This is a genomic window from Hyalangium minutum (genome assembly GCF_000737315.1).
Classification (GTDB): domain Bacteria; phylum Myxococcota; class Myxococcia; order Myxococcales; family Myxococcaceae; genus Hyalangium; species Hyalangium minutum.
In genome coordinates this window covers 108,656-134,182 of record NZ_JMCB01000014.1, presented here as the reverse complement: position 1 = coordinate 134,182, position 25,527 = coordinate 108,656, and the positions used below count along the sequence as shown (strand labels likewise).

Here is a 25,527-nt window from a genome sequence, read left to right as displayed (position 1 = left end):
CCAGGGGAGCGTGAGCCCGTCCGCCAACCGCCCGAGCGCGGAAGAACGGACGGGCCACCTTTCTCCCAGCGGAGCGGACACGCTAAAGTCTCATCGTTTGTGGCAGGGGCCCGTGCTGGGCCCCCGCGTGAGGAGCCGTGGGTGTGAGCGACAACATCCTGGTGGTGGATGACAGCCCGACTGTCCGCAACATCATCAAGATCTACTTGATGAATCTCCGGCTCAGCATCCTCGAGGCGGAGGATGCGACCCGGGCCTTGCAGCTCTTGAGGCTGGTGCCAGTGAGTGTGGTGATTGCGGACATCAACATGCCGGGGATGGACGGCATCACCTTCGTCAAGGAGCTTCGAGCCAGCAAGGAGGCCCAGCTGCGCGGTATCCCCGTCATTCTGCTCACCGCGGAGAAGGGCGGAGACTTGCGGCAGCGGGGAGCCGAGGCGGGCGCCAATGCCTTCATTCAGAAGCCGGTGTCCCATGCGGACCTGACCGAGACGGTCCGCCAGTTCCTGCCTCTCGCCGCCCCGTGAGCCTCCCGTCCCTCCTCCTCGTCGACGACAGCGACGCCATTCTCGCTCTCGAGAAGGCGATCCTCTCCGGTCATTACGCGCTGCACACCGCGAGCAATGGCCGCGAGGCGCTGGAGAAGCTCGAGCGGCTGCAGCCAGCCGCCGTGCTGCTCGACTTGTCGATGCCGGAGATGGACGGGGACGAGGTGCTCCAGAAGATGAAGGCGGACAAGGAGCGGTTGGCCAACATCCCCGTCATCATCATCTCCTCGGAGAAGGGCCGCGCGGAGGCGTGTCTGGGCTTGGGAGCAGAGGCCTTCCTGCCCAAGCCCTTCCGCGCCGAGGACTTGCTGTCCACGGTGGCCACCACGCTGGAGAACGCCCGGCGCCGCGCACGCGCCGGCTCCATGCTGGTGCTGCGCATGTCCGCGGGCGAGCAGGAGTTTGCTTTGCCGCTGGACTCGGTGCGCGAGGTGCTGCTGCAGCCGGCCCTGAGGCCGCTGCCCGGCGGGCCTCCCTTCCTGTGCATGTATGTGGAGCTGCGCGGCGCGGCGGTGTGCGTGCTGGACGTGGCGCGCCGCCTGGGCCAGGAGCACCGCGTCTCGCTGCGCGAGCGCATGCTGGTCATCATCCAGGTGGAGGACATGCCGCTGGCGCTCTGCGTGGACCGTGTGCAGGACCCCGAGGAGTTCGGCGCGGCGGAGATCGACCGGAACGTGGGGGGCGCCGATCACGGGCTGCTGCGCGAGGGGCTCATCGGCATGCTCCACGTCTCTGGAGGCGGGGCGCTGCCGCTGCTGGACCCGAAAGTCTTCCTCTCCCGCGGACTGCTACGGGAGCTGCCTGAGCTGCTGCGGCAGGGGGGTGTGAGGCTGGACGCATGACGGGGGGAGTCGATCCGCTGCTGTACGCCCGGGCGCGGCAGCTGATCTCCGAGCGAACGGGCTTTCGCGATGACGCCATCGCCCCCGAGGCCCTGGAGCGCTTGGTGCGCGCGGAGGTGGGGCGCGGACGCTCCGTGTCCGAGCTCTTCGCGGAGCTGGAGCGCCCCGAGAGCGAGTTCTCCGTCGCCGTCCTCCGCGCCTCGCTCGTGGGAGAGACGTACTTCTTCCGCCACCCGGAGCACTTCCGCTTCATTGCCCGCGAGGGCGTTCCCCGGGTGCTGCGCGCCGGGGCCATTCGCCTGCGCGGCTGGAGCGCGGGCTGTGCCACTGGAGAGGAGGCCTACTCGCTGGCCGCCTGCCTGCTGGCCTCCGCGCCCTCGGGCCTCGCCATCGAGGTGATTGGGACGGATCTGAATGAGGCGAGCCTCGCGGTGGCGCGGCGGGCCACCTACGGCGCCTGGTCCCGCCGAGACTCCGCGCCGCACCTGTTCCCGCTCTACCGCCCGCTCGATGAGAAGCAGGTGATCATCTTCGACAGCGTGCGCAACGTCACCACCTTCATGTCGGGCAACCTGCTGTCGCCCCTGGATGCGGTGCTCGGCCAGTTCCACTTCATCCTCTGCCGCAACGTCCTCACGTACTTCTCTCCGTCCGCCCGGGAGCTGGCCATCCAGAATCTCTTCCGCGCGCTCGCGCCCGGGGGCTACCTCTTCCTGGGCACGGTGGAGGTGGATCGCCACCCGGACGGCATGGTGCGCGTGGGGCCTCCCGAACTGCAGGCCTTCCACCGCCCGCTGCACCCGGAGCTGGCGCCCCCGCCTTCCTACCGTCCTCCGTCCCGTTCAGGGTTGCCCGCCATCACCCCCGTTCCGCTGCCTCCTGGCGCGCTGTCCGGCCATCGGCCGCCGTCGCGCACGGGACTGCCCGTGGTGACTCCCGCTCCCGTGCCTCCCGGTGCCCAGCTCCCCTCGAGGCCTTCGAGCACGGGACTGCCCACGGTGGCCCCGGCGTCGCCCAAGCCTCCCGAGTCCCCCACGCGTGCGCCCTCGCAACTGCACCTGGTGGCCCTGGAGCACATCGAGCAGGGGCAGATGATCCAGGCCACGCTCGTGCTGGAGTCACTGGTGAAGCAATACCCAGACTACCTCCCCGGCCTGCTGGAGCTGGCGCTTCTGCGCGAGCGCTCTGGCTCCCGTTCGGCGGCCTACCCCCTCATGCGCGCCGTCCATGACCGCGCCGCGGTGCTGCCTCCGGATCAGATCGTCGAAGGGCCCGAGTCCCTCCCGGCCCGCTTCTACAAGGCGTCGGCGGACGCCTACCTCAACCTGGGAGCCGCTGAATGAAAACCTCGCCGCCCCGGATTCCGGATGAAGCCCAGGAGGGCGAGCTGCGCGACTTGCTGCCCCGGCTCCCGGATGAGGCGCAGGAGCAGGAGGTCCGCGATCTGCTGGAGGAGCGCGCCAAGCGCTTGCGTGGGCTGGACCAGGCCGAGGCCAACCGCGAGGAGGCCGTGCTCCTGGTGGCCGAGTTCCCCCTGGGCGAGGAGCGCTATGCCCTGCCGCTCGAGGCCCTGCGCGCCGCGCTCCCGCTGCGCATGGTGACGCCCGTGCCGCTGTCCGCGCCCCACGTCATCGGCGTGCTGCGCTTCCAGGGCCAGGTGCTCGCGGCCCTCAGCCTGGCCTCGCTGCTGGGCGGCCATGGATGGCGGCAGGACCCCGCCGTGCTCCTGGTGGTGGACCGCGGAGACGGTGAGCTGTGCGCCGTGGACTGCGAGGCCATTCCGCGCCCCATCGGCATCCCCGTGGGCGCGGTGGAAGCTGCCCGCGCCCGCGCCGAGGGCCCCATCATCGAAGTGCTCTTCGGACCGCAGCAGAGCCAGCAGCAGCTCGTCCACTTGATTGATCCCGCGCGCCTCTTCATCCGCGGCGGAACGGGGGCGCGTCATGGCCGTTGATCCGCTCCTGCAAGGGCTCGTCGCGGGCTTCGCCGCCGAGGCCCAGGAGGTCTGCCAGAAGGTCACCATGGACCTGCTGGACCTCGAGCGCGGGGTGCTCGATACCGACGGGCTCACCAAGGCCTACCAGCGTCTGGGCCGCTACCTGCACACGCTCAAGGGCAGCGCCGCCAGCCTCGGGCTCCAGGACCTGAGCGAGATTGCCCACAAGCTGGAGGACGCGCTCGCCCCGCTGCGCGCCACTGTCCAGCAGATGCCCCGGCAGGTGGTGGACGTGCTGCTGCACGGCCTGGACATCTTCATGCTGCGCGTCCACGCGCACGCGGATGGGCGCGGGGACTCGCTGCCGGATTACACCGTCGCGCTCGCCCAGCTCGTCACCGAGGCCCCGCCTCCGGAGCAGCCCGCTGCCCTCGCTCCCCCTGCTCCGGCGGCTCCCGCTGCTTCGGCGGCCCCTGCGGCTCCTGCCGTCGTGAAGCCCGCCACCAAGCCCCCATCGCCCGCCACCGTCACGGCCGCCGCGACGATGACGTCCTCCCTGGACGGGTCGCGCGACGAGACCCACGTGAGTGAGTCCGAGGGTGCGGGCTGGCGCGTGAGCTCGCGGCAGGTGACCACGCTCATGCGCGAGGTGGAGCGCCTGCGCGAGGTGCGCTTGCGCATGGAGGAGCGCTCCCGCGAGCTTGAGCGCGTGGTGACGCTGCTGGCCCGGCAAGGCCTGCTGGCTGAGACAGCCGAGGCGCGCACACTGCTCTCGGGCGTGGGCCGCGCGATGCGCTCGGATGGTGAGGAGACGGCGGATGTCGTGGACGCGCTGGAGGAGGGCCTCAAGGCCATCACCACGCGCCCGGTGCGCACCATCCTCGAGCCGCTGCAGCGCATGGCGCGTGACTTGTCCCGCCAGCTGGGCAAGGAGGCCCGGCTCTCCGTGGTGGGCGCCGAGGTGTCCCTGGACCGGCGGCTGCTGGAGAAGCTCAACGGCGCGCTGGTGCACCTGCTGCGCAATGCCGTGGACCACGGCCTGGAGACCCCCTCCGAGCGCGAGAAGACGGGCAAGCACCACGAGGGCGCGCTCACACTGCGCATCGAGCAGCAGGGCAACCTGCTCTTCCTCGAGTCCAGCGACGACGGCCGCGGCATTGACGTGAAGGGCGTGCGCCAGGCTGCCGAGAACCGCGGCGTGGCCAACCCCGAAGAGCTGGCGCGGATGAATGACAACCAGATCCGCGACCTCATCTTCCGGCCGGGCTTCAGCACGCGCACGGACGTGACGGACACCTCGGGCCGCGGGGTGGGGCTGGATGCGGTGCGTGCGGCGGTGGAGACGCTCCAGGGCCGCATCGAGGTGGCCAGCACGCTGGGACAGGGCACGCGCTTCATGCTCACCCTGCCGGTGGAGCTGGGCAGCTCGCCCGTGCTGGTGGTGCGGGTGTTCGATCAGATGATGGGCCTGCCCATGCTGGCGGTGGAGGCCACCCAGCTCACGAAGATGAGCGCCCTGCGCGTCACGCGCCGTCGCGCCCAGCTTGAGTACCAGGGGCAGATGCTCCCGGTGGTGGACCTGGGCTCCCGCTTGGGCCTGCGCGCCGCCCACATGCCCTCCGAGGGACAGCCCCTCATGGTCATCAGCGCTGGCGGCAAGCGCGTAGCGCTCGCGGTGGACGCGGTGGTGGGCGACCGGGATCTCGTTATCCGCCCGCTGCCCGCCGAGGTGCGCGACGTGCCTGCCTACCAAGGCGCCGCCACCTTGAGCCGGGGCGAGCTGATGCTCATCCTCCGCCCGAGCTGGCTGGTGTCCGAGCCGGCGACCTTGGCGCCCTCCACGCCGCAACACCGCCGGGCCCTGGTGGTGGATGATTCGCTCACCGCGCGGGCCCTGCACCGGGCCATGCTCGAGGCGGGTGGCTTCACCGTGCATCTGGCCTCCAGTGGCGCACGTGCGCTGGAGCGGCTGCAGACGGACAGCTACGACGTCGTCATCTGCGACTTGGAGATGGAGGAGATGGATGGCGAGCAGTTCATCCGCACGGTGAGAGAGCGGCCGGAGACGCGAGATCTGCCCGTCATCCTGGTGTCCACCTATGAGTCCGGGCGGGAGCGGGGCCGCGCTGCGGGCGCGGACGACTTCTTGAGCAAGCGCGACTGCGCCGAGGGCCAGTTGCTGAAGGTCGTACTCGACGTCATGAGCCGGCGGGGAGGGCGCTCATGAACACGAATCGCCCCATTCGCGTGCTGGTGGTGGATGACTCCCCCACCATGGTCAATACGATGGCGACGCTCCTGTCCCAGGAGCCCCGCATCGAGATTGTCGGGCGCGCCGGAGATGGCAACCGCGCGGTGTCGCTGGCCCGTCTGCTGCGGCCGGACGTCATCACCATGGACCTGCTGCTCCCAGGGCTGGACGGGCCCGCCGCCATCGCCGCCATCATGTCGGACGCGCCCGCGCGCATCTTGGTCGTCAGCGCCGTGGCGGACCGCGGCGCGGACCTGGGCTTCCAGGCCATCCGGGCGGGGGCGCTCGAGCTCATCGCCAAGCCGAACGTCACCTCGGGCGAGGAACTGCGCAAGTGGGGCCGGGAACTGACCAACTCCATCTGCCTCATGGCGGAGGTGCCCGTCATCTCCCGCCGGAAGATCCGCGAGGTGGTTCCGCCTCTGCTCTCCAAGGGAGCGCGGGTGGACATCTTCGGGCTGGCGGCCTCCACGGGCGGGCCTCCGGCGCTGGCGGAGATTCTGTCCCGGCTGCCCAAGGACTTGCCGGTGCCCATCGTGGTCGCTCAGCACATCACCGAGGGCTTCACTCCGGGCATGGTGCGCTGGCTCAGCCAGGTGACGCCGCTGGGGGTAAGCATCGCCCGCGACGGCGAGCGGCTGGAGCCGGGCAAGGTGTACTTCCCTCTGGACGGGCATGACCTGACCATCGACCGAGGGCTCGCCCGGCTCAGTCCGACGCGCGGCGGGCCTTGCCCCTCGGGGGATCTGCTGCTGTCGTCGCTGTCGCGCGTGTACGGGGGGCGGGCCGGGGGCGGGGTGCTCACCGGCATGGGAGATGATGGGGCACGGGGGCTGCTCGACATCCGCCGGAGCGGCGGTGTGACGATGGCGCAGGACGAGGCGTCCTCGGTGGTCTTCGGCATGCCCAAAGCGGCGCTGGACATTGGCGCCACCGAGCAGGCCCTGCCTCTGTCCGCCATGCCCGACTTCATCCGGAATTGCTGTCTGAAACCCTCCTACGATCGGCCTCGGGGGGATGGGGCATGAACTCCTGGGCGCGGCGTGATGCGTCTTCTCTCTGGCTCGGTGTGACTGCGGTGTTCTCGTGAGACTGTCCCTCCGGTTTCGGCCCTCGCTGGGCCTGTCCGTCAAGTTCATCCTGGTGACCGGAGGTATCAGCGCCGTCCTGGCGCTCATCCTGACGACGGTCGCCACGAAGCGCCTGGAGGAGAACCTCCTGAGTGCTCACGCTGGCGAGGGCGCCGCGCTCGCCCTGGGGTTCACCCGCGCCGTCGAGCACACCGAGGGCTCCAACGAAGTCACCCTACAGCTGCTGGTGAGCGCGTTCCGCGTGCAGGAGGGCGTCAAATACATCTACGTGGAGGATCCTTCTGGGCGCGTCCTGGCCCACACCTTCAAGGGGGCTCCGCCGCCCGGGCTGCTCAACGAGGCGCGCATCTCTCCCACGGGGCTGGCCAGTGAGCCGGAGGCGCGCCGCATCCTGCCCGTGCAGGTGCCGACCCTGCAGGAGGGGCAGGCGCGCGCCATTGATGTGGCGGTGCCGCTGGTGGGCGGGCGCGGCGTGGTGCACGTGGGCATCTCGCGCGAACACATCGAGAAGCGGGCGTCGGAGCTGCCTCGAGAGATGCTCCTGCTGGCACTGGTGCTGGTGGCGCTGAGCGTGGCAGTGGCGGCAGTGTTCGTGCGGACCATTGTCCGGCCGCTGCGGAACCTGACAGACGTGGCGGCCCACATCGTGGAGTCCGGAGACCTCACGCGCCCCATCCACGTGACGAGTGGGGACGAGGTGGGGCGGTTGGCGAAGAGCTTCAGCCAGATGGTGGAGAAGCTGCGCGAGGTGACCATCAACCTGCAGCAGGCGGCGGACGCGCTGAAGCAGTCCACCGAGCACCTGAACCAGTCCGCGGGCGAGCAGGCGCAGACGGTGTCCCGGCAGGCGGCGGCGCTGCAGGAGACGCAGGTGACGGCGCAGGAGATCAAGCAGACGTCCTTGCTGGCCGCGCAGAAGGCCGCGAGCGTGCTGGCGGTGGCCGAGCGTGCGGACGAGCTGGCCCGCTCGGGTGAGGCGGCCATCGAGCTGACGATGGCGGGGCTGAACGACATCCGCCAGCAGGTGGGGGAGATTGCGCAGAAGATCGTCGAGCTGGGCGAACGCACGCAGCAGATCGGCGGCATTACGCAGACGGTGAAGGATCTGGCGGACCAGTCGAACATGCTGGCGCTGAACGCGGCCATCGAGGCGGTGCGCAGCGGCGAGCACGGCAAGGGCTTCTCGGTGGTGGCGCGAGAGATTCGCGCCTTGGCGGACCAGTCCATCCAGGCGACGAGCCGGGTGCGCGAGCTGCTGGACGATATTGGCTCCTCGGTGTCGGCGGCGGTGCGGATCACGGAGCGCGGAGCGGAGCGCATGGAGTCCGGGCTGACGCAGGTGCGTACGTCGGGGCAGAACCTGAAGGAGCTGGCGAACATCGTCCAGGACAACGCCTCGGCGGTGCGGCAGATCGCGGCGGCGGTGAACCAGCAGAACGTGGGCATCAGCCAGATCACCCAGGCGGTGAACGAGCTGTCGAAGATGATGGATGAGACGGTGGCGCGCATCGGCTCGGCGGGCGAGGCCGCCACCACGCTGCAGATCATCTCCGAGCAGCTCAGCAGCGCCGTGCAGAGCTACCGGGTGGAGTAGCCCGAAGCTGGGAGCTCTTCCCGGTCATTCGCGCTTGAGGATGACGCCGTCGTCGCTGACGGCATAGCTCGCACCGGCATCCATGAGGGTGGGCTGGAGCCCGCACCTCTCGTCCTCCTTGGGAGTGAAGTGGATGAAGGTCATTCCCTCGCCACGGCGAACCCACGCATCGTAGGTCTCGAGCTTCAACAGGCAGTTCGTGTACGCGTCCCCGGTCGTGGATGGCGCTGTGCCGATGGGCCGGAAGTCGTCCAGTGCAATTTGGAGCGCTTTGAGCTGGGAGCCCGTGAGGGTCGTCGTCGCATCCTGGCTCCACTCGGGAAACTGGATCTGGGCGGCGACCTCCTCTGGAGCAATCACCGGCTTCCGATGGAGATGGAAGCAGCCCGTGCACGCGAGGAGGAGCACTCCAAGAGAGAAGTTCTTCATCCAGTCACCTTCACGAGCCGCAAGCCGCATCATTCGCCCCGCAGGTCATCCGTCACGTACTTGATGGGGACGAGCTTCCCGTCCGTCAGTTGAAGCACTGTCCGGGCTTGAAAGTCGTACACATACACTTCGCAGATGGGGTTGAACATCACGCGGAAGTAGAAGCGCTGCCGCCGGGCCTGGAGATCTTCGGGGGAGAAGCGGGTGATGGAAGGGTGGCTGTGGTAGTCCGCGTAGATGCGCGAGTCCGGGGCGCTGGGATCGCTCACCGCATCCGGAACGTAGCACTGCTTCCGTCCACCTGGAGCCTCCAGGGGTGGCCCCAACGTCGAGGGGTGGCTCGCGTAGAAGCGCTCATCCCCCGGGTGTTGATAGATGACGCCGCAATACTCCTGGCCTCCACGCCGGTTACCTGCAGCGACTCCGGGTCGCTCGTGCAGCGCGCCGCAGAGTTGAAGCCCAAGGGCCTCCAAAGTGTCGATGGGGCCGAGGAGTGGGCCCTCCACGACGAGCCGGTTCTGAGCATCACGCCAGAACTTCGGCGGCCTGCTGGCCGCGCAGGCAGAGGCAAGTCCCATGAGGAGTGCTGGGAGCAGTGCACATGCGGGAATGGCCATCGCGGACTTCTTCGGCCAGCGCATCCCAATGATTCTACTGGCCCCCTTGGAGGGGGCCAGTACCCAGGAGGAGAGGCGCTCTCCTCCCGGGGGACCGGCGCTGCTACGCCGTGGCCGCCTCGACGGGCTCGGTCTTCAGCTTGAGCTGATCGCCCTCCACATCGAACCGGGCCACGCCACCCTTCTTCAGCTCGCCGAACAGCAGCGCCTCGGCCAGCGGCTTCTTCAGCGTGTTGTCTACCATCCGCGCCATCGGCCGCGCGCCGAACGCCGGATCGTACCCGTGCTCGGCCAGCCACGCCTTTGCCCGCGCCGTCAGCTCCAGCTTCACGTTCTTCTCCGTGAGCATCGCCTGGAGCAGGCCCACTTCCTTGTCCACCACCTTGAGGATGACCTCCGGCGACAGGCCGCTGAACAGGATCCATCCATCCAGGCGGTTGCGGAACTCCGGCGTGAACGTGTGCTCGATGGCCTTCTTCGCCCGCTTCGCATCCGCCGGCGCCTGCACGTCCCCGAAGCCGATGGACTTGGTGCTCATCTCCCGCGCTCCCGCGTTCGTTGTCAGGATCAGGATGATGTTCCGGAAGTCCGCCTTCCGGCCGTTGTTGTCCGTCAGCGTCGCGTGGTCCATCACCTGGAGCAGGATGTTGAACAGGTCCGGGTGCGCCTTCTCAATCTCATCCAGCACCAGCACCGCGTAGGGGTGCTTGCGAATGGCGTCCGTCAGCAGGCCGCCCTGGTCGAAGCCCACGTACCCCGGAGGCGCACCGATGAGCCGGCTCACCGTGTGCTTTTCCGAGTACTCGCTCATGTCGAAGCGCAGGAACTCCACCCCCAGCACTTTCGCCAGCTGCTTGGCCAGCTCCGTCTTGCCCACGCCCGTGGGGCCCGAGAACAGGAAGCTGCCAATCGGCTTCTCCGGGGACCGCAGGCCCGAGCGCGCCAGCTTGATGGTGCTCGTCAGGTTCCGGATGGCCTCGTCCTGGCCGAAGATGACGCCCTGCAGCTCCTTCTCCAGGTTCTGCAGCTGCACGCCCTCCTGCGCCGACACGCTCTTGGCAGGAATCCGCGCCATCTTCGCCACCACGTTCTCCACGTCCGCCATCGTCACCTTGCCGGTGCGCACGCCCTCGGGCTTCAGCTTCTCCGCCGCGCCCGTCTCGTCGATGACGTCAATGGCCTTGTCCGGCAGGAACCGGTCATTGATGTGCTTGGCCGACAGCTCCGCCGCCGCACGGATGGCATCCGTGTCGTACTTCACCCCGTGGTGGTCCTCGTAGCGGCTCTTGAGCCCCTCGAGGATCTTGATGGTGTCCTCCACCGAGGGCTCCGGCACCTCAATCTTCTGGAAGCGCCGAGACAGCGCCCTGTCGCGCTCGAACGACGCCTTGAACTCCTGGTACGTCGTCGAGCCGATGCACCGCAGCCGCCCGTTGGCCAGCGCCGGCTTCAGGATGTTGGATGCATCCATGGAGCCGCCGCTCGTGGCTCCCGCGCCGACGATGGTGTGAATCTCGTCGATGAAGAGGATGGCGTTGGGGTGCTCCTGCAGCTCCTTGAGCACGCCCTTGAGCCGCTCCTCGAACTGGCCGCGGAACTTCGTGCCCGCAAGCAGCGCGCCCATGTCCAGCGAGTACACGGTGGCGCCCTTGAGCACCTCCGGCACCTTGCCCTCGTGGATGTGCAGCGCCAGGCCCTCGGCGATGGCCGTCTTGCCCACGCCCGTCTCGCCCACGTAGAGCGGGTTGTTCTTCCGGCGCCGGCACAGCACCTGGATGGTGCGCTCCAGCTCCTTCTCGCGGCCAATCAGCGGATCAATCCGGCCCGCCGCGGCCTCCTTGTTGAGCTCCGTGGTGTACGCCTCCAGCGGGCTCTTCTTCGAGGACTCACCGTCCTCGTCCTCCCCCGCGGGCACATTGCGCGGCTCACCGCCGCCCTCGGACGGGGAGCCGTCCTTGGAGACGCCGTGGGAGATGTAGTTCAGCAAGTCCAACCGGGTGACGCCCTCCTGCTGCAGGACGTAGAGCGCGTGGCTCTCCTCCTCGCGGAACATGGCCACCAGGATGTCCCCCCCATCAATCACCTTCTGCTCGGCCGACAGCGCGTGCATGGCGGCGCGGTGCAGCACGCGCTCCACGCCAATCGTCTGCTGCGGCTCGGCGTCCGCGTCCTCGGGCAGGCGCTCGACCGTCTCCTCCAGGAAGGTCTCCAGGCGCTCCTGCAGGCGCTTGAGGTTGGCGCCGCACGCCTTGAGGACCTCGCGGGTGCGCGCGTCCTTGGTCAGCGCGAGCAGCAGGTGCTCGAGCGTGAGGTACTCGTGCCGCATCTTCCGCGCCTCTTCCAGCGCATTGCGGAAGCTCGTCTGCAACTCCTTGGCAATCAGCGGTCCAGCCACGGTTCAACCTTCCTCTGGTTCCATCGAGAGGCGCAGCGGGAACCCATTGTCCTGCGCTGCGGCCTCCACAATCTTGATCTTCGTCTCTGCGACTTCATACGTATAAACGCCCGCCACGCCGATGCCGTTGTAATGAACGTGGAGCATGATCTGCACGGCATCCGTCTCGGATTTGTGGAAGACCTCCTTGAGCACCGCCACCACGAACTCGCGCGTGGTGTAGTTGTCGTTGTGCAGGAGGACCTTGTAGAGCTTGGGCTTCTTGAGCTTCTTCTCGTGCTGGGTCTCTGTAACGACGTTCTCGTCGTTTTCGAACTTCTGGGCCATAAGCTCTTTCCTCAGACGCTGAGGCGCTCGCCGCGCTTCAGCCCTCCTCCTTGAAACCCGTCTCCGCCTGCCACCTGGGCAGGCCCGCTCGGACGGCAGCCTGCTCCTGGAGCAGGAAGGCACGCACCGCCCGGTCGAGTCCAGGGTGAAGGAGCAGGTGCGCGCTGTAGGTGATGTGGGGCTCGAAACCTCGGGTGAGCTTGTGCTCCCCGCCAGCCCCGGGCTCGAAGCGGCGCAGGCCGAGGCGGATGGCCTCCTGGACGGGGTGGTAGAGGCAGACGTTGAAGTGCAGGAAGGGATGCTCCTCGAAGCAGCCCCAGTATCGGCCATAGAGGACGCCCGGGCTGACGAAGTTGAACGCTCCAGCGATGCGTTGTCCTCCCCGGAGGGCCTCCACGAATTCGCAGCGGTGCCGGAAGGTGGCGAGCAGCCGGGCGAAGAAGTCCGGGGTGAGGAACCGCCGCCCCCACGGGTACTTGTCCACCGTGGAGGCGTACAGGCGGAACAGCGCGTCCGGCGTCAGCTCGGCCAGCTCCTCGCCACGCAAGGTGCGCAGGGTGATGCCTTGGCTCTCGGGGGCGCGCAGCTCGCGCTTGAGCTGGGTCCGCCGCTTGGAGTGGAAGCGGCCGAGGAAGTCCTCCAGCGTGGAGTAGCCCGCGTTCGTCCACTGGTACTGCACCCCCAGGCGCAGCGCGAAGCCCGCAGCCTCCAGGCCTGCGGCCTCTGCCTCGGTGTGGAAGAGGACGTGGAGCCCGGACAGCCGCTCGGCGCGGGCGTACTCCTGCGCGGCGCCGTATAGCTCCGCCTCCCGGGCGGCCCGGTCCTCTCCGGGAGCCACCAGCACCCGGCGGCCCGTGGCGGGGGTGAAGGGCACGGTGAGCACCAGCTTCGGGTAGTAGCGCAGGCCCAGGCGCCCGGCGGCGGTAGCCCAGGCCCCGTCGAAGACGAACTCGCCGTCACTGTCATCCCGGAGGTACGCGGGTGCGGCGGCCACCAGGCGCGAGCCTCGCCACAGCGTCAGGTGCCTCGGGTGCCAACCTCGCTCCGGCGTGGCGCAGCCGCCCTCTTCCAGCGCAGCCAGGAAGGCCCACTCCAGGAAGGGCACGGCCTCGTCGTCGAGCAGCCCATCCCACGCCCCGCGAGGGAGCTCGGTGATGGCACGGTGGACGCGCAAGGTGAGCGGGAGGGAGCTGGACATCGGCACGCAGGAGGTAGCGCGAGCCTATAACGGCCAGGGGAGGGGCTCGCCAGGAAGCGCCCGGGGCAACTACCAGCGCAGGAAGAGCCGGTAGCCCTCGGCGGTGCGCTCTTCCACGGTGACGGTGGGCTTGACGTGCGCGCGCTCCAGGCCCACCTCGAGTGCTCCCGCCAAGAACTCCGGGCGGTTGTAGATGTCGCCGAAGTAGATGCGGCGCGCCGTCTCTCCGGCGGGGGTGATGCGCACCTCCATCTCGCCGCGGCCCATCATCGCGCAGTAGCGGGGCAGGCGCTCCACCACGCGCGCCGGGCCAATCATGGGCATGGCCACGGCCACCACCTTGCCCACCAGCGTCTCCAGGAAGCCGTCCACCATCTTCCGGCCGAGCAGCCGGTAGGCCTCCTCGTCGCTCAGGTGGCCAAAGGCCTCGGCGCGGGCGGCGTTCACGCAGCGCTGGTAGGTGAGCACCGAGTAGCTGACCTCGGGCTTCTTGATGTCATACCCGTAGGAGAGCAGGCGCTCGGCCAGCCGGCCCTCGGCCTTGAGGCCGCGCAGGAAGAGACCCTCCATCACACTGACCGGGATGCGGGGCAGGGCGCGGGGCTCGGCGGAAGGGCGGGCGGGAAGCTTCGGCTCCATAGGAGAAGTCCTTAAGTAATGGGGTCATACACCGATCTCCGCATCGGGCTCTACACCCAGACGTCCAGTTGTGGCCCATACGACGGGCCCACCGGGCGAAAGGGGGCCGGTGGGATACATGGGTCGTTTGCGTCCCAGGGGTCTGGGTTGCTATGGGGCGCCCGGCGTCTTAGAGGAGAGAGACAGGAGAGTGTGACCATGTCGGTGAACATCCAGCTCGAGTGGACCCCGAACCCCAGTACCTTGAAGTACGTGGTGGACCGGCGCCTGGTGGCCAGTGGCGCGGTGAACTTCACCAACCGGGAGGACGCCGAGAAGAAGTCCCCGCTGGCCCTCAAGCTGATGGACGTCAAGGGCGTCACGGCGGTGATGGTGGGCCTGAACTTCGTCACCGTGACGAAGGGCGACGAGGGCGAGTGGGACGAGCTGAATGACGCGGTGATGGCGACGCTGGACTCGCACCTGGGCTCCAACGAGCCAGTGTTGGACGAGGCGGCGGTGGCGGCGGCCCGCGCGGCGGCGGCCAGCGGCGGCAGCGGCTCGGTGGAGGACCGCATCCGGGACATCCTGGACGCGGAGATCCGCCCGGCGGTGGCGCAGGACGGCGGGGACATTACCCTGGACCGGTTCGAGGGCGGCATCGTCTACCTGCATATGCAGGGCTCGTGCAGCGGGTGCCCGTCCTCCACGGCGACGCTGAAGATGGGCATCGAGGGGCGGCTGCGCGAGCTGATCCCCGAGGTGACCGAGGTGGTGTCCGTCTGAGGCGCAACGTCAAAGCCCCCCAGGTCCGGCGAGAGCTCTTGCCGGATCAGTCCCAGGCGCTCCTGCGCGAGCTGCACCTGCTCACGCGCGAGGGGCACCTCAACGCGGATTCTCTGCGCAAGCTCAAGCAGGTCAACCACCTGGTGGGGCTGCTGCGCCCGGCGCTGGAGGACATTCTGACGCGCCACCCCTCGCCGGTGGTGGTGGATGCGGGCAGCGGCAACGCATACCTGGGCTTCATCCTCTACGAGCTGTTCCTGAAGGATGCGGCGGCGGGCACGATGCTGTCGATTGAAGGCCGCGCCGAGCTGACCGCGCGTGCCGAGGAGCGGGCGAAGCGGCTGGGCTTCACGCGGATGGAGTTCCAGACAGCGCACCTGGAGGGCGCGCAGTGGCCCGAGCGGATCCACCTGCTCACGGCGCTGCACGCGTGTGACACGGCGACGGATGACGCGCTGGCGGCGGCCATCCAGCACGGGGCGGACTACGTGGCGGTGGTGCCGTGCTGCCAGGCGGAGGTGGCCGCGCAGCTCAAGGGCCACCGGGCCGAGGTGGAGGCGACGCTGGGGATGCTCTTCCAGCACCCGTGGCACCGGCGGGAGTTCGGCTCGCACCTGACGAATGTGATTCGGGCGATGACGCTGGAGTCGTTCGGCTACCAGGTGACGGTGACGGAGCTGACGGGCTGGGAGCACTCGCTGAAGAACGAGCTGATTCTGGGCCGTCGCGTGCACCGGGAGAACCGCCCGGCGCGCGCGAAGCTGGAGACGCTGCTGGGCTCCTTCGGGGTACAGCCGAAGCTGACGCGGCTGCTGAACGTGGAGCCTGTGGCGGCGAAATGACTGTTGATTTCCCGCTCAAGAGCGCCGGGACAGGCCGTAGAAGGACATGACGAGCTTCTCGAACATCCGGGAGGGCAGGAAGGGCTTGGAGGCGGTGGATGCGCGCTGGGAGAAGTGGCCCACGGTGTAACGCACGGCCACGGACGGGTGGTTCACCAGCGCGAGCACGAGCCGCGCGACCTGCTCGGGCGCAACACCCGCCTGCTCCTCCTTCTCGATGATGCGCAGGGCCGCCTCGAAGCACGCGCGGTAGGCGGAGCCTGGAGCGGACTGGCGAGCCTGGAGGCGGTTGTCGGTGATGGGCGTGCGCACGTCCCCGGGTTGAATCAGGGTGGCCTGGATCCCGAACGGGGCCACCTCCTGGCGCAAGCTCTCGGTGAAGCCCTCCAGTGCAAACTTGCTGGCGCTGTAGAAGGCTTGAAAGGGAAGCCCCAGGGCACCTCCCAGGGAGCTGACGTTGATAAGGAGTCCCGAGCCCTGGGCACGCATGGGCGGGAGCACGGCCTTGCACACGCGCACGGTGCCCATGAAGTTGGTGTCGAGTTGCTGCTGCGCTTCCTCGAGGGTGGTGTCCTCGATGGAACCTGCCAGGGCATAGCCAGCGTTGTTCACCACGACGTCGAGGGTGCCGGACTCGGCGAGGACCCTCTCCACCGCGCGCTGGACCGAGTCGTCCCGGGTGACGTCCATCTCCAGCATCCGGTACTCGGTGGGCATAGCGGAGGGCCTGCGGCTCGTCCCATAGACGATGTGGTCTTCCGCGGTCAGCAACTCAGCGCAGGCCTTGCCGATGCCGGACGAGGCTCCCGTGATGAGGATGACCTTGCAGTTCGGTGGGCGCATCGCGCAGGGCTCCAAGCGTTGGAGGATTCTTCACTCACGGGGGGCCAGGAGTCCAGCCAGAGCCAGAAAGCGCCACCGTAAAACGCTCCGAATATTCCGAGGGGTACGCCGTCCAAGGGCCCGCTGCTCACCCCCGGAGCCCGCGACATGCCCCCCCTCCTTAGAACCCTGAGCCTCGGCCTTGCGCTAGGCGCTGTCTCCCTTCCCGTTGCCGCGCTCGCCGAGCCCGTGCGCCTGCAACTGGGACACTTCGAGAGCTCGGTCCCCGCGATGAGCGCGCGCACGCTGCAGACGCGCACCCTGGCGGGCCTGAAGCAGGCGCTGGCCGAGAACCCCGAGCAGGCCACGCTCCTGCCCGGCACCGAGCTGGAGGGGGTGGAGGTGCGCGTCGACGCGACGCTGGCGCGCAGCGGCCCGAAGTACAAGCTCGTCTACACGCTCCAGACCGTTCAACCGCCGCAGCTCTCCCACCCGCTCTCGTACGAGTATGCCAGCCCGAAGTTGAGCAACAAGGGCATGGTGGCCATGGCGCAGGACATCCTCGCCCAGGCCGCCACCTTGGAGGAGCAGCGCAAGAAACAGGTGGCTGAGGCGGCGCCTCCCGCTGTCGCTGCCGCACCCGCTCCCGCGCCGGAGGCCCCGACCGCAGAGCCTGCTCCTCGGCCCAAGAGCCGCGCCGAGCGTATCGCCGAGATGCAAGCGCAGGAGGCTGCCTCTCCTTCCTCCTCTTCTTCCTCCTCCTCACGGGACTCGGATGACTCCTACGAGCCGGAGCTGCGCTCCAAGCCCAGCGGCCGGAACAAGGTGGATCTGGGGCTGGCGGCTGGCTTCAACAGCCCCTCGGGCATCGTGGGCGCGGAGTTGGAGTTTCGTCCGGTCGAGTACGTGGGCCTCAATCTCGGCGCGGGCTTCGGCGCCTGGGGCCGGCGCCTGAGCGGGCAGCTTCGCCTGTACCCCCTCGGCGCTCGCCGCGCGAGTCCCTTCCTGGAGGGTGGCGTGAGCTACAACACGGGGGGCGAGTCCTACCTGAAGTCCGGGGACTATGCGCAGTACGCGGATCTGCTCCCCACGCCCGTGGCCACCGCGTCCCTGGGGCTGCGCGGAGCGCTGGGCAGCCACCTGTACGTGGTGCCCCGCCTGGGCTGGGGCTTCCGGCTGCGCCAGGACAACGTCCAAACGCAGGATGGCAGTGAGCTCAACCCCTTGCTGGATATCGCCGCCGATCTCTCCCAGCACGGAGGCTTCCTGGCCAGCTTCACCATTGGCGTGACGTTCCTGTAGGCCGGGCAGCAGGCCCAGGCCGACTCACTGCCCGGTGTATCTCCTTGATGCCTGGGAGCGTCATCTCCAGCCTCCCATTGATCCGGCCACAGGCTGAGGCTGTAGGGGGCGGCTTAGCGCATTCCTTCAGACGGGAGGGGCAGTTGTGGTGGGTTGCGCACAGGGGCAGGATGCGCGCATGCCAGAGTATGAAGACTTTCTGGACCACACCGGGCGCACGCCCCGCGAGTTTGGCGCGGTCCACATCCACGTGGAGCCCGTGGTCCGAGGGCCGTCCGGCGACGCGGTCGCGACGGTATGGCTGCAGAGCGCCTTTGAGCCGCTGATCACGACCGACAGTCTGCACATCGTCGCCCGGCTCACAAACAACCGAGGCGAGCTGAGCCTCAAGCGCCTCCCGCTGCCGGCGCTCGCCGCAGGCAAGGTCGTCCGTTGGAGTCTGCCCCTCTCGCTCCCGGAGGGGCTCTCCGAGCTGCAGTTCCGCGTGGAGTCCAAGCTGCACCCGAAGGCCACGCGCGTGCGTCCGGCGTGGAAGCTCTTCGACACGCTGGAGATTCCCAAGGAGAGCGACATGCGCTCGCCCTCCATGTCCGTCGAGTTCGACATCGCCGACTCGGTGAAGGACTCCCTGTTGTCCGGAGGTCTGTCGTTCTCGTTCGCCGTGAAAACGAACGCGGGCTCTTCGCTCTCCCAGGACGTGAGCCTCAAACGGCACGCGGCGCGTGAGATGCCCCCCGGCTTCGTCGCCGCAGTGGTGGAGGGGACACCCGAGCGGCTGGAGGCTCCCCGCATCGAGGAGGTCTGGGAGCCGGGACGCCCCCTCCCCGAGGCAGTCCTGGTTCCCGCCCCGGCGGTGCGCAGGGAAGAGGAGGCGCCGCGCGCCGCCGCGGGGAAGCCGCGCACCTGCTTCGCCTGTGGTTTTGAGGGGCCGCTGGCTGAGTACGATCGGGCCCGGAGCTGCCCTCGGTGTGACTCAAGCTGGCTCTGAGAGCTATCCTGTTCTCCGACGTGCGCGGCCGGGCGTATCCCATCCACGGGAGATGACATGAGCTTCTTCTGGCGAGTGAGCGCCCTGGTACTGGTCTCGATGGCTGTAGGCTGTGAACCCAGCCCCACGCGGCGCTGCCGGAACCACGCCACCCAATACCTGTCCTCGGGCGAGGGCCTCACCAACGGCTATCCCAACATCCAGCCACCCATTCGCGTCGACTGTGCGCTCAACAGGGATCTCCTCGAGAGGACGTGCACCGCCCACTACCTGGACCAGTACGCGAAGCCTTCGGTCCATACCCAGACCGTTCGCTATGCCAGCCTGAGGGACTTCATCGATGAACAGTCTCCAGTGGGGCGCGTGCGGGCCATCTCCGTCAGCGTCAGCCGCGACGGCTTCGACTCGGGGACCATCGTGGCTCCGTACCTTCACGCGGAGTCGTTTGGGGAGACGTCCTACGTCTACGATTCAGCGGGACGGCTCATCAACCACGGCTTTGATACGTGGGATGAGGCCGGGCGTCCCCTCGCGGCGCCACCCACTGACATTTGCACGGACGACAAGGGGAACCGCATGGTCTACGACGACGCCACGCGCACCGTGACGCTCCACTACAACTCGCGCACGAGCACCCGTCCCCCCGATGGCTCCGTGCCCTGCATTCCTCGCAGCGAACGGTGGGCGATCGACGTGAACGGCAACCCCACCTCCTATGCGACCATCAACGGGGCCACGGAGTACTCCGTGCAGGAGGTGGAGGAGGTCTGCGTGGACGTGGAGGACTGAGTCCACGCTGAGAGGCCGCTGGAGAAGATCGCGGCCCCCCGTCGATCTCTCGGGGCGAGAGTGCGAGACGGGGGGCCGCGTACGCCAGTGCTGCGAACTTCCCCTCCCTCCCTAGGAACTCACCGGGCGCGGCTGAACTCGCTGCTGGAGTCCACATCTTCCGCGTAACACATGCCGCTGAACTCCAAGAGGATGTCTGCCTCGGCGGGGAACACGTTGATGCCGTGCGGGTAGCTGCACTCGATGAGGGCATCCACGTTCGTCGAGGAGTTGTACGTGTAGACACGCCCGGGCACGCCGAAGCTGCCGGCCCCTCCGGGAGCGGTCGTCACGGCCGTGTTGGGCCGGGAGTCCCACTGCCTGACCGTCACCTGCCAGTGGTCGCCCGGGATGCAGCAGTCCGCCACCTTCACATCGATCTTGCTGGTGTCGCTGCAAGTGACCCGGAAGCGCCGCACCTGGCCGGGCCACGATAGCTCGCACGTCAGGTGCAACTGGTAGGGCAGCGAGTACTGGGTGTGCACCATCCTGCGATCGGCCTCGGTACGGAGGTTGCCGGACTCGGACTGGGCGTAGACCAGCGGTGCCACGAGGACGGCGCTGCACACGATGAGGGCACACCGCTTCCAGAGCGGCAGATCAAAAAAAGACATTCACTCCTCCGAAGGGACTGACACGGGGTTGCTCGCTCCAGGAGCAGGCGTCCTGGAGCGGCGCCACAATGGGATGCCGCCCTCATTGCGGGCAGTGTCCCCGAGCGCTGGTTGGATGCCCGTTTCGGAATACCTTGCCGCACTGGAAGGCAGGGCCGTTCAGAACACAGCGTTGTCCTTCTCGTGCCGTGTCTCGTTGAGGACCGATCACCCGGCGTCGTCGACGGGGGCCCGGAAGCACACGCGCCCCTCACCACAGGCATGCGGGTGCACCAGGTCGTCATCGGGCCCCACGCTCTCGCCCGTCGCCACGCACCAGAAGGTGGCAGTCGAGACGAAGCCCACCTCCCAGCCCACGGCGTCGTCATACTGGACGCCCGGCTCTCCCTTCGAACGCACCCGCCGGCAGACGCGCGGCGGCTTCGGCTCGGAGCCCGAGTCCATGCGCCTCCTCAGGCTGCCGCGGCGGCCAGCACCGTCCTGCGGATGACTGCTTCGAGCACGGGGACCTTGTAGGCGTTCTTCGACAGCGGCGTCGCCCCGCTCACGGCCGCCCGCGCCGCCTGGCGAGCGAGCTCTTCGTCCAGCTTCTTCCCCACCAGGAGCTTCTCTGCCTCCGCCGACCGCCGAGGCGTGGGCGCCACCCATCCCAGGGCAATCGCGGCCTGCCGGACGGTCTGTCCCTCCATTCGCAACACCACCGCCACGTCGCAAATGGGCCAGTCGTAGCTCTCGCGCTCACCTTGCTTGTGGTACGCGGCCTTCGTTCCCGCCGCGGGCGCTGGGATGCGCACGCGCGTCAGCAGCTCGTTGGGAGCGATGACCGTATCGCGCGGGCGCTTCATGTCCGGCGGCAGCAGGAAGTCGGCCACGGGCACCACTCGCGTCTTGCCGCCGGGGCCGCTCAGCTCGACGGATGCTCCATAGGCCACCAACGCCGTGGCGGGAGTGGAGGCGTGCACCATCACCGTGCGCTGGTTGTCGAAGATGGCGTGGTACTGGTTCTGGCCCTCGCGCACCCGCTCGGCCTCATCGCCACGGGCCTGATGGAAGTGCTCGTCCCGGAAGTACCAGCAGCGGGGGCGCTGGAGCAGGTTGCCTCCCACGGTGGCGGCGTTGCGGACCTGGGGCGTCGCGGCGTGCTCGGCCGCATCCGCGAGCGCCACGAAGCGGCGGCGCACCTCGGGGTCCTTCGAAATCCGGGCCAGCGTCACCAGGGCGCCCAGCTCCAGGCCCTGCTGCGCGTCGAAGCGCACCCCGTCCATCCCGGGGATGGTCTTGAGATTCACCACCCGGGAGGGGTTCACCACGCCCCCCTTCATGAGGTCCAGCAGATCCATTCCGCCGGCCTTCGCGACGACCGGCTTGCCGTCGGTGCTCTCGGCCAGCAGCGAGACGGCCTGCTCCACGGACTGGGCATCTACCCACTCGAAGCTCTGCATGGTTCTCTCCGAAGTCTCAGGCTCGCAGCGCCGCGAGCACGTTGGCAGGCGTCATCGGGAGCGTCCGGATGCGCTTGCCCGTCGCGTTGTAGAAGGCATTGGCCACCGCGGCGGCCGTCGCCACGTTGGCGGGCTCGGCCACGCCGCGCGCATCCGTCGAGGACTGCCCTCCCAGCTGCTCCAGCAGGTGGACCTCGATCTGCGGCACCTCGCGTGAACCGACAATTTTGTACTGGTCCACGTTGGCGTTGAGCTGAAGTCCGCTCGCGGAGTCCAGATGGCGCTCCTCGTAGAGGGCGTAGCTCACGCCTTGAATGACGCCGCCATAGATTTGGCTCTCGGTGAGCTTGGGGTTGATGGGGCGCCCGCAGTCATGCACCGCGACCACCCGCTCCACCTTGACGATGCCTGTCTCCGTGTCGACGGCGACTTCGGCGAACTGCACACCGCCGATGCCGTGCTTGCTGATGCCCATGTCGCGCATGGAGGCCGCGAATCCTTCGTAGTCGTCCCGTCGCTCGGCGCGCTGGGAGATCTCCTCGAAGCCCGCCTTCTTGACGGCCTCACGGAAGGGCAGCGTCTTCGAGGCCTGGCCCTTCACCACCACCTTGCCGTCGGCGAAGGCGATGTCCTCCGCGTTCGCCTCCAGGACGCGGGCGAGCCGGTTGGCCAGCTCCCGGGCGCAGCGGTAGGCGGCGTTCCGGGCGGCGGGCGTCAACGAGCTGGTGACGCGGCTTCCGCCCGAGGCGGGCCCCATGGGGTAGCGCGAGTCGCCGACGCGTGCCCCGATGTCCTCTGGGCGCAGGCCGAACTCCTCTGCGACCACCTGGGCCAGGACGGTGCGAGTCCCCGTGCCGATGTCCTGCGTGCTGCTGAAGGCCTCGACGGAGCCATCCCCGGACACGCGCACCTCGCAGGCGGTGTTGAGGTGGACCAGGTAGAGCCACTGGGACTGGGCGAACCCGATGCCGCGCTTGATCGGACCCTTGTCCGAGCCCGCGGGGCGCCGCTTGTTCCAGCCGAAGCGCTCGGCGCCGATCCGGCGCTCTTGGGCGCGCGCCAGCGAGTCATCCGTCCCGGAGACGTCGATCTTGCTCCGGAGCGCGAGGGGATCCATCCCAATCCGCTCCGCCAGCTCGTCGATGGCCTGCTCCAGACTGAAGATGCCCTGGACCTGGCCGGGGGCGCGGAAGGCCGCGCAGGGCCCCGCGTTGGTGAAGACGTCATACTGCTCCACGCGCACGTTCGGGCACGCGTAGAGCGTGGAGTGGGCGAAGCCGACGCCCGCGCCACCGGCCACGCCGCCGCTGCCATGGGCTTGGAGCTGGAGGGCGGTCAGGGAGCCATCGCGCTTGGCGCCGAGCTTGAGCCGCTGGATGCTGTTGGGGCGGTTGCCGCCCGAGACATGCTCTTCTCGGCGGTCGAGCATCATCCGCACCGGCAGCCGGGCCTTGCGCGACAGGTGGATGGCCAGCAGCCCGTAGTTGCCAATGCCGTACTTCGCGCCGAAGCCGCCGCCCGTGAAGTCACAGATGACGCGGACCTTGTTCTTGGGCAGGTCGAAGTTCTCGGCGGCCTCGTCCCGGACGCTGCCGACGTATTGGGTGGAGGCGTAGAGGGTGAGCCCCTCGTCCCGCCAGTCGGCGACGAGCCCATGTGGCTCCATGGGCACATGGGTCTGGACCTGGGTCCGGAACTCCGCCTCGATGATGACGTCGGACTCGCGGAAGCCCTGCTCCACGTCGCCGCGAGGGCCCATGCCCCGGGGCTTGGTGTCAGGGCCGCGCACGTTGCCCTTCTGAGGCAGGCCTGGGGGCGCGCCGCCGCCTCCCGCAGTGGCGGGCTGTTCGGTGGGGCCCGGGAAGACGCGAGGCGCGTTCTCCTTCATGGCCGCTTCGATCTCCGTCACGTGGGGCAGGGGCTCGTACTCCACGCGAATGAGCTTGGCGGCGGCCTCGGCGGCGCGAGGGGTGTCGGCGGCCACTGCGGCGATGGGCTGGCCGGCGTAGCGGATGGTGGGGTAGCGCTGGGACTGCTCGGCCTTGGGGTCCCTCAGCTTCGCGGTGGACAGCAGCCGCTCCAGGACGTGAACGGCGCGGACGCCGGGAGCGCGCTCGGCCGCCGAGGTGTCCACGGACTTGATGCGGGCATGGGGCAGGGGCGAGGCGACCCACTTGGCCCAGAGCATGCCGGGGAGCTGGACGTCAAAGGTATAGCGAGCCTTGCCGGTGACCTTCTCGACGGCGTCCAGCCGGGTCACGGGCTTGCCAATGGACTTCAGCTTGGCGTTCTCGGGCAGGGGGGGCGGCTCGTCCAGCGGCACCCGCCGGGTGACCTCCTTCAGCCCCTGGCCGACAATCCCATACGGCACGGCCTGCTGGCGGGCGGGGCCTGGGTTCGGAGCCGGTGGCTTCTGGGGGCCTGGGGTCTGCTCCTGCTGGCCGGAGGCGGGCTTGTGGGACGACTGGGTGCCCGTGGTGTCCTTGACGTCTTGCATCAGCTCTTCCCCTTGCCCTTGCTGCTCGCCTGGGCTGCGGCGAGGGTGGCCTTGAAGACGTTGGGATAGGTGCCGCACCGGCACAGATGGCCGCTGACGGCCTGCTTCACGTCATCGAGCGTGCACTTCGGGTTTCGCTCCACGAGCGCGGCGCAGCTCATGACCATGCCAGGGGTGCAGAACCCGCACTGCAGCGCATCGTTCTCCACGAAGGCTCGCTGGACGGGGTGGAGCTCCTCTCCGCGGGCGAGCCCCTCGATGGTGGTGATCTTCCGTCCCCGGGCGTCGAGGGCCAGCGTCATGCAACTGGCGGCGACCTCGCCATCCAGCCAGACGGTGCAGGCGGAGCAGGCGCCGCGGTCGCAGCCGATCTTCGTCCCCGTCATGCTCAGGTGGTTGCGGAGCACCTCGGCCAGCGTCGTGGCGGGGTCCGCGTGGACGGTCACGGTGTGGCCGTTGATGACGAGCGACAGCGCGGAGGGCTCAGGGCCGACCACTGCTGGGGAGGCCGCTGCCGCCGCTTCGGCTGCGGACTGGGCAAGGGACGCGGTCAGCGCGGAAGCGCCCGCTCCTTTGAAGAAGGCGCGGCGGCTGAGCTTGGGAAGCAGCGGCTTGGGATCAGAGTCATCGGGTGGGGACACGGTGGGGCTCCTCTCGCGGATACATCTAAGGAGCACCCCACCGGGTAAATCCATCGCGAGGATGCGAAGGATTTACAAGCTTCTGATGGTCAACACCGCCTGAGCTGTTCCCACCGCTGCGGTGTCGCCGACGGCGGCCCGGTCTGAGGGGTTTTGGACCGGGCTGCCGGGGAACGGACTAGAGCTTGCTCCAGCAGACGCTGACCGCGGTTCGGCCGCAGTAGTTGTTGGCGTACGCGGTGCAGTTGCCGTAGGGCACGTCGCCGTAGCCGGCGAAGTAATGCGTAGTCTGCGAGGCGGTGCACCGGAACGTGCAGTAGCGGGCGCCGTTGTCCCAACCCTCACAGAGGGCCTGGCTCGTCGAGCCGATCTCTTGCTCCGTGACCTCGCCCTCCTCGGTGATGGGGCCGCCACATGCGGAGAGGAGGGCACCGAACGCCAGGCTCATCATCAGGGTCTTCAGCTTCATGGAAATTGCCTTTCTCAGGGAAGGGTGGGTGCTTCAGAAATGGAGGGCGGCGCCTCACTGCCTCGCCCAGAAGGTGCTAGCGGCTCCAGCAGACGGAAGACGCGGTGCCCTTGCAGAAGTCGTTCGCGTACGCAGTGCACCCGCCATAGGACACTTGGCCGGTGGCGTAGATCCACATGCCGCCGGAGCTGCACTTCCAGGTACACCGGCGCCCGCCGCTTTCCCAACCCTCACAGACGCCCTGCTCAGCGCTGCCGATCTCGTCCGCCATGCTGTCCACGCCCTCCTCGGGCAGCGGGCCGCCACAGGCAGAGAGGAAGGCGCCAAACGCCAAGCTCATCATCAAGGTCTTCAGCTTCATGTGGAGACTCCGGGGGCAATGCCGGAAACACGTCCGGCGGGCAAAACTGGTTTAGCAGTTTTTAATGCTTTGTCTCATTGGTCTTTTTT

26 protein-coding genes are annotated in these 25,527 nt (G+C 68.4%); 12 read left to right on the top strand and 14 right to left on the bottom strand.

Annotation, left to right across the window (positions count from 1 at the left end):
• Positions 1-143 precede the first annotated feature (143 nt).
• The 7 genes from DB31_RS31330 to DB31_RS31300 are packed head-to-tail and all read left to right on the top strand — an operon-like array spanning position 144 to position 8,262.
• Positions 144-527, top strand: coding sequence for a response regulator (locus tag DB31_RS31330; protein ID WP_044194758.1), 384 nt, complete (start codon positions 144-146; stop codon positions 525-527).
• Positions 524-1,390, top strand: coding sequence for a response regulator (locus DB31_RS31325; RefSeq protein WP_044194323.1), 867 nt, complete (start codon positions 524-526; stop codon positions 1,388-1,390). Before DB31_RS31330 ends, DB31_RS31325 begins: the two co-directional genes overlap by 4 nt.
• Complete coding sequence (locus DB31_RS31320) at positions 1,387-2,733, top strand: CheR family methyltransferase (RefSeq protein ID WP_044194321.1); 1,347 nt, start codon at positions 1,387-1,389, stop codon at positions 2,731-2,733. Before DB31_RS31325 ends, DB31_RS31320 begins: the two co-directional genes overlap by 4 nt.
• A complete protein-coding gene (locus DB31_RS31315; protein ID WP_044194318.1) occupies positions 2,730-3,344 on the top strand; it encodes a chemotaxis protein CheW in 615 nt (204 codons plus the stop codon). Before DB31_RS31320 ends, DB31_RS31315 begins: the two co-directional genes overlap by 4 nt.
• Complete coding sequence (locus DB31_RS31310) at positions 3,334-5,553, top strand: hybrid sensor histidine kinase/response regulator (RefSeq protein ID WP_044194316.1); 2,220 nt, start codon at positions 3,334-3,336, stop codon at positions 5,551-5,553. Before DB31_RS31315 ends, DB31_RS31310 begins: the two co-directional genes overlap by 11 nt.
• A complete protein-coding gene (locus tag DB31_RS31305; RefSeq protein WP_044194313.1) occupies positions 5,550-6,605 on the top strand; it encodes a chemotaxis protein CheB in 1,056 nt (351 codons plus the stop codon). The genes DB31_RS31310 and DB31_RS31305 overlap by 4 nt, the downstream gene beginning before the upstream one ends.
• Before the next feature lie 58 nt (positions 6,606-6,663).
• Positions 6,664-8,262 carry a methyl-accepting chemotaxis protein gene (locus DB31_RS31300; protein WP_083968907.1) on the top strand — a complete coding sequence of 533 codons (1,599 nt, stop codon included), beginning with the start codon at positions 6,664-6,666 and terminating at the stop codon, positions 8,260-8,262.
• 24 nt (positions 8,263-8,286) lie between these two features.
• On the opposite strand, the gene DB31_RS31295 is transcribed toward DB31_RS31300, so the two are convergent.
• From DB31_RS31295 to DB31_RS31270, 6 genes are all read right to left on the bottom strand, one after another.
• Positions 8,287-8,691: a hypothetical protein gene (locus DB31_RS31295; RefSeq protein ID WP_044194309.1), complete on the bottom strand. Its 405-nt coding sequence runs from the start codon at positions 8,689-8,691 to the stop codon at positions 8,287-8,289.
• A 29-nt stretch (positions 8,692-8,720) separates the two neighbouring features.
• Entirely contained in the window at positions 8,721-9,332 is a 612-nt protein-coding gene (locus DB31_RS31290; protein ID WP_157232264.1) for a hypothetical protein, read from the bottom strand.
• A 79-nt stretch (positions 9,333-9,411) separates the two neighbouring features.
• Complete coding sequence (clpA, locus tag DB31_RS31285) at positions 9,412-11,703, bottom strand: ATP-dependent Clp protease ATP-binding subunit ClpA (RefSeq protein ID WP_044194303.1); 2,292 nt, start codon at positions 11,701-11,703, stop codon at positions 9,412-9,414.
• A gap of 3 nt (positions 11,704-11,706) precedes the next feature.
• Positions 11,707-12,030: an ATP-dependent Clp protease adaptor ClpS gene (locus DB31_RS31280; RefSeq protein WP_044194301.1), complete on the bottom strand. Its 324-nt coding sequence runs from the start codon at positions 12,028-12,030 to the stop codon at positions 11,707-11,709.
• 37 nt (positions 12,031-12,067) lie between these two features.
• Positions 12,068-13,228 carry a GNAT family N-acetyltransferase gene (locus tag DB31_RS31275; protein WP_044194299.1) on the bottom strand — a complete coding sequence of 387 codons (1,161 nt, stop codon included), beginning with the start codon at positions 13,226-13,228 and terminating at the stop codon, positions 12,068-12,070.
• 69 nt (positions 13,229-13,297) lie between these two features.
• A complete protein-coding gene (locus DB31_RS31270; protein ID WP_044194297.1) occupies positions 13,298-13,867 on the bottom strand; it encodes a DUF2378 family protein in 570 nt (189 codons plus the stop codon).
• A gap of 198 nt (positions 13,868-14,065) precedes the next feature.
• Here DB31_RS31270 and DB31_RS31265 point away from each other — a divergent pair, with 198 nt between their 5' ends.
• Together DB31_RS31265 and DB31_RS31260 are read left to right on the top strand one after the other, a co-directional pair.
• Positions 14,066-14,632 carry a NifU family protein gene (locus DB31_RS31265; protein WP_083968904.1) on the top strand — a complete coding sequence of 189 codons (567 nt, stop codon included), beginning with the start codon at positions 14,066-14,068 and terminating at the stop codon, positions 14,630-14,632.
• Between the two features lie 38 nt (positions 14,633-14,670).
• Positions 14,671-15,474, top strand: coding sequence for a class I SAM-dependent methyltransferase (locus DB31_RS31260; RefSeq protein WP_276203665.1), 804 nt, complete (start codon positions 14,671-14,673; stop codon positions 15,472-15,474).
• A 15-nt stretch (positions 15,475-15,489) separates the two neighbouring features.
• Here DB31_RS31260 and DB31_RS31255 read toward each other — a convergent pair whose 3' ends face one another.
• Positions 15,490-16,317: an SDR family oxidoreductase gene (locus tag DB31_RS31255; protein ID WP_044194294.1), complete on the bottom strand. Its 828-nt coding sequence runs from the start codon at positions 16,315-16,317 to the stop codon at positions 15,490-15,492.
• Between the two features lie 147 nt (positions 16,318-16,464).
• Between DB31_RS31255 and DB31_RS31250 the strand changes: the two genes are divergently transcribed.
• The 3 genes from DB31_RS31250 (at position 16,465) to DB31_RS31240 (ending at position 19,375) form a co-directional block, all read left to right on the top strand.
• Complete coding sequence (locus DB31_RS31250) at positions 16,465-17,598, top strand: hypothetical protein (RefSeq protein WP_157232263.1); 1,134 nt, start codon at positions 16,465-16,467, stop codon at positions 17,596-17,598.
• 178 nt (positions 17,599-17,776) lie between these two features.
• Positions 17,777-18,586: a hypothetical protein gene (locus DB31_RS31245; protein ID WP_044194751.1), complete on the top strand. Its 810-nt coding sequence runs from the start codon at positions 17,777-17,779 to the stop codon at positions 18,584-18,586.
• A 57-nt stretch (positions 18,587-18,643) separates the two neighbouring features.
• Positions 18,644-19,375, top strand: a complete 732-nt coding sequence (locus DB31_RS31240; protein ID WP_044194287.1) for a hypothetical protein — start codon at positions 18,644-18,646, stop codon at positions 19,373-19,375.
• Between the two features lie 119 nt (positions 19,376-19,494).
• On the opposite strand, the gene DB31_RS31235 is transcribed toward DB31_RS31240, so the two are convergent.
• The 7 genes from DB31_RS31235 to DB31_RS31205 form a co-directional block, all read right to left on the bottom strand.
• Positions 19,495-20,028, bottom strand: coding sequence for a hypothetical protein (locus tag DB31_RS31235; RefSeq protein WP_044194285.1), 534 nt, complete (start codon positions 20,026-20,028; stop codon positions 19,495-19,497).
• A 207-nt stretch (positions 20,029-20,235) separates the two neighbouring features.
• The gene (locus tag DB31_RS31230; RefSeq protein ID WP_044194282.1) at positions 20,236-20,472 is read right to left on the bottom strand and encodes a hypothetical protein; all 237 of its coding nucleotides are present in this window, start codon (positions 20,470-20,472) and stop codon (positions 20,236-20,238) included.
• Positions 20,473-20,480: 8 nt separating this feature from the next.
• Positions 20,481-21,470 carry an FAD binding domain-containing protein gene (locus DB31_RS31225; protein WP_044194280.1) on the bottom strand — a complete coding sequence of 330 codons (990 nt, stop codon included), beginning with the start codon at positions 21,468-21,470 and terminating at the stop codon, positions 20,481-20,483.
• Between the two features lie 16 nt (positions 21,471-21,486).
• Positions 21,487-23,967: a xanthine dehydrogenase family protein molybdopterin-binding subunit gene (locus tag DB31_RS31220; protein ID WP_083968902.1), complete on the bottom strand. Its 2,481-nt coding sequence runs from the start codon at positions 23,965-23,967 to the stop codon at positions 21,487-21,489.
• Entirely contained in the window at positions 23,967-24,608 is a 642-nt protein-coding gene (locus DB31_RS31215; protein WP_205628599.1) for a (2Fe-2S)-binding protein, read from the bottom strand. Before DB31_RS31215 ends, DB31_RS31220 begins: the two co-directional genes overlap by 1 nt.
• A gap of 178 nt (positions 24,609-24,786) precedes the next feature.
• Positions 24,787-25,077 (bottom strand): hypothetical protein, encoded by a 291-nt coding sequence (locus DB31_RS31210; protein WP_044194278.1) that lies wholly within the window; start codon positions 25,075-25,077, stop codon positions 24,787-24,789.
• A gap of 76 nt (positions 25,078-25,153) precedes the next feature.
• Positions 25,154-25,438, bottom strand: a complete 285-nt coding sequence (locus DB31_RS31205) for a hypothetical protein (RefSeq protein WP_052420393.1) — start codon at positions 25,436-25,438, stop codon at positions 25,154-25,156.
• Positions 25,439-25,527: the final 89 nt, after the last annotated feature.

Bases quoted from the DNA above. Each gene is read 5' to 3' on its own strand.
- DB31_RS31295 (WP_044194309.1), bottom strand. From the start codon at position 8,691: ATGAAGAACTTCTCTCTTGGAGTGCTCCTCCTCGCGTGCACGGGCTGC.
- DB31_RS31230 (WP_044194282.1), bottom strand. From the start codon at position 20,472: ATGGACTCGGGCTCCGAGCCGAAGCCGCCGCGCGTCTGCCGGCGGGTG.
- DB31_RS31310 (WP_044194316.1), top strand. From the start codon at position 3,334: ATGGCCGTTGATCCGCTCCTGCAAGGGCTCGTCGCGGGCTTCGCCGCC.
- DB31_RS31290 (WP_157232264.1), bottom strand. From the start codon at position 9,332: ATGCGCTGGCCGAAGAAGTCCGCGATGGCCATTCCCGCATGTGCACTG.
- DB31_RS31255 (WP_044194294.1), bottom strand. From the start codon at position 16,317: ATGCGCCCACCGAACTGCAAGGTCATCCTCATCACGGGAGCCTCGTCC.
- DB31_RS31210 (WP_044194278.1), bottom strand. From the start codon at position 25,077: ATGAAGCTGAAGACCCTGATGATGAGCCTGGCGTTCGGTGCCCTCCTC.
- DB31_RS31235 (WP_044194285.1), bottom strand. From the start codon at position 20,028: ATGTCTTTTTTTGATCTGCCGCTCTGGAAGCGGTGTGCCCTCATCGTG.
- DB31_RS31315 (WP_044194318.1), top strand. From the start codon at position 2,730: ATGAAAACCTCGCCGCCCCGGATTCCGGATGAAGCCCAGGAGGGCGAG.
- DB31_RS31275 (WP_044194299.1), bottom strand. From the start codon at position 13,228: ATGTCCAGCTCCCTCCCGCTCACCTTGCGCGTCCACCGTGCCATCACC.
- DB31_RS31220 (WP_083968902.1), bottom strand. From the start codon at position 23,967: ATGCAAGACGTCAAGGACACCACGGGCACCCAGTCGTCCCACAAGCCC.
- DB31_RS31265 (WP_083968904.1), top strand. From the start codon at position 14,066: ATGTCGGTGAACATCCAGCTCGAGTGGACCCCGAACCCCAGTACCTTG.
- DB31_RS31280 (WP_044194301.1), bottom strand. From the start codon at position 12,030: ATGGCCCAGAAGTTCGAAAACGACGAGAACGTCGTTACAGAGACCCAG.
- DB31_RS31225 (WP_044194280.1), bottom strand. From the start codon at position 21,470: ATGCAGAGCTTCGAGTGGGTAGATGCCCAGTCCGTGGAGCAGGCCGTC.
- DB31_RS31245 (WP_044194751.1), top strand. From the start codon at position 17,777: ATGCCAGAGTATGAAGACTTTCTGGACCACACCGGGCGCACGCCCCGC.
- DB31_RS31320 (WP_044194321.1), top strand. From the start codon at position 1,387: ATGACGGGGGGAGTCGATCCGCTGCTGTACGCCCGGGCGCGGCAGCTG.
- DB31_RS31250 (WP_157232263.1), top strand. From the start codon at position 16,465: ATGCCCCCCCTCCTTAGAACCCTGAGCCTCGGCCTTGCGCTAGGCGCT.
- DB31_RS31305 (WP_044194313.1), top strand. From the start codon at position 5,550: ATGAACACGAATCGCCCCATTCGCGTGCTGGTGGTGGATGACTCCCCC.
- DB31_RS31270 (WP_044194297.1), bottom strand. From the start codon at position 13,867: ATGGAGCCGAAGCTTCCCGCCCGCCCTTCCGCCGAGCCCCGCGCCCTG.
- DB31_RS31205 (WP_052420393.1), bottom strand. From the start codon at position 25,438: ATGAAGCTGAAGACCTTGATGATGAGCTTGGCGTTTGGCGCCTTCCTC.
- DB31_RS31240 (WP_044194287.1), top strand. From the start codon at position 18,644: ATGAGCTTCTTCTGGCGAGTGAGCGCCCTGGTACTGGTCTCGATGGCT.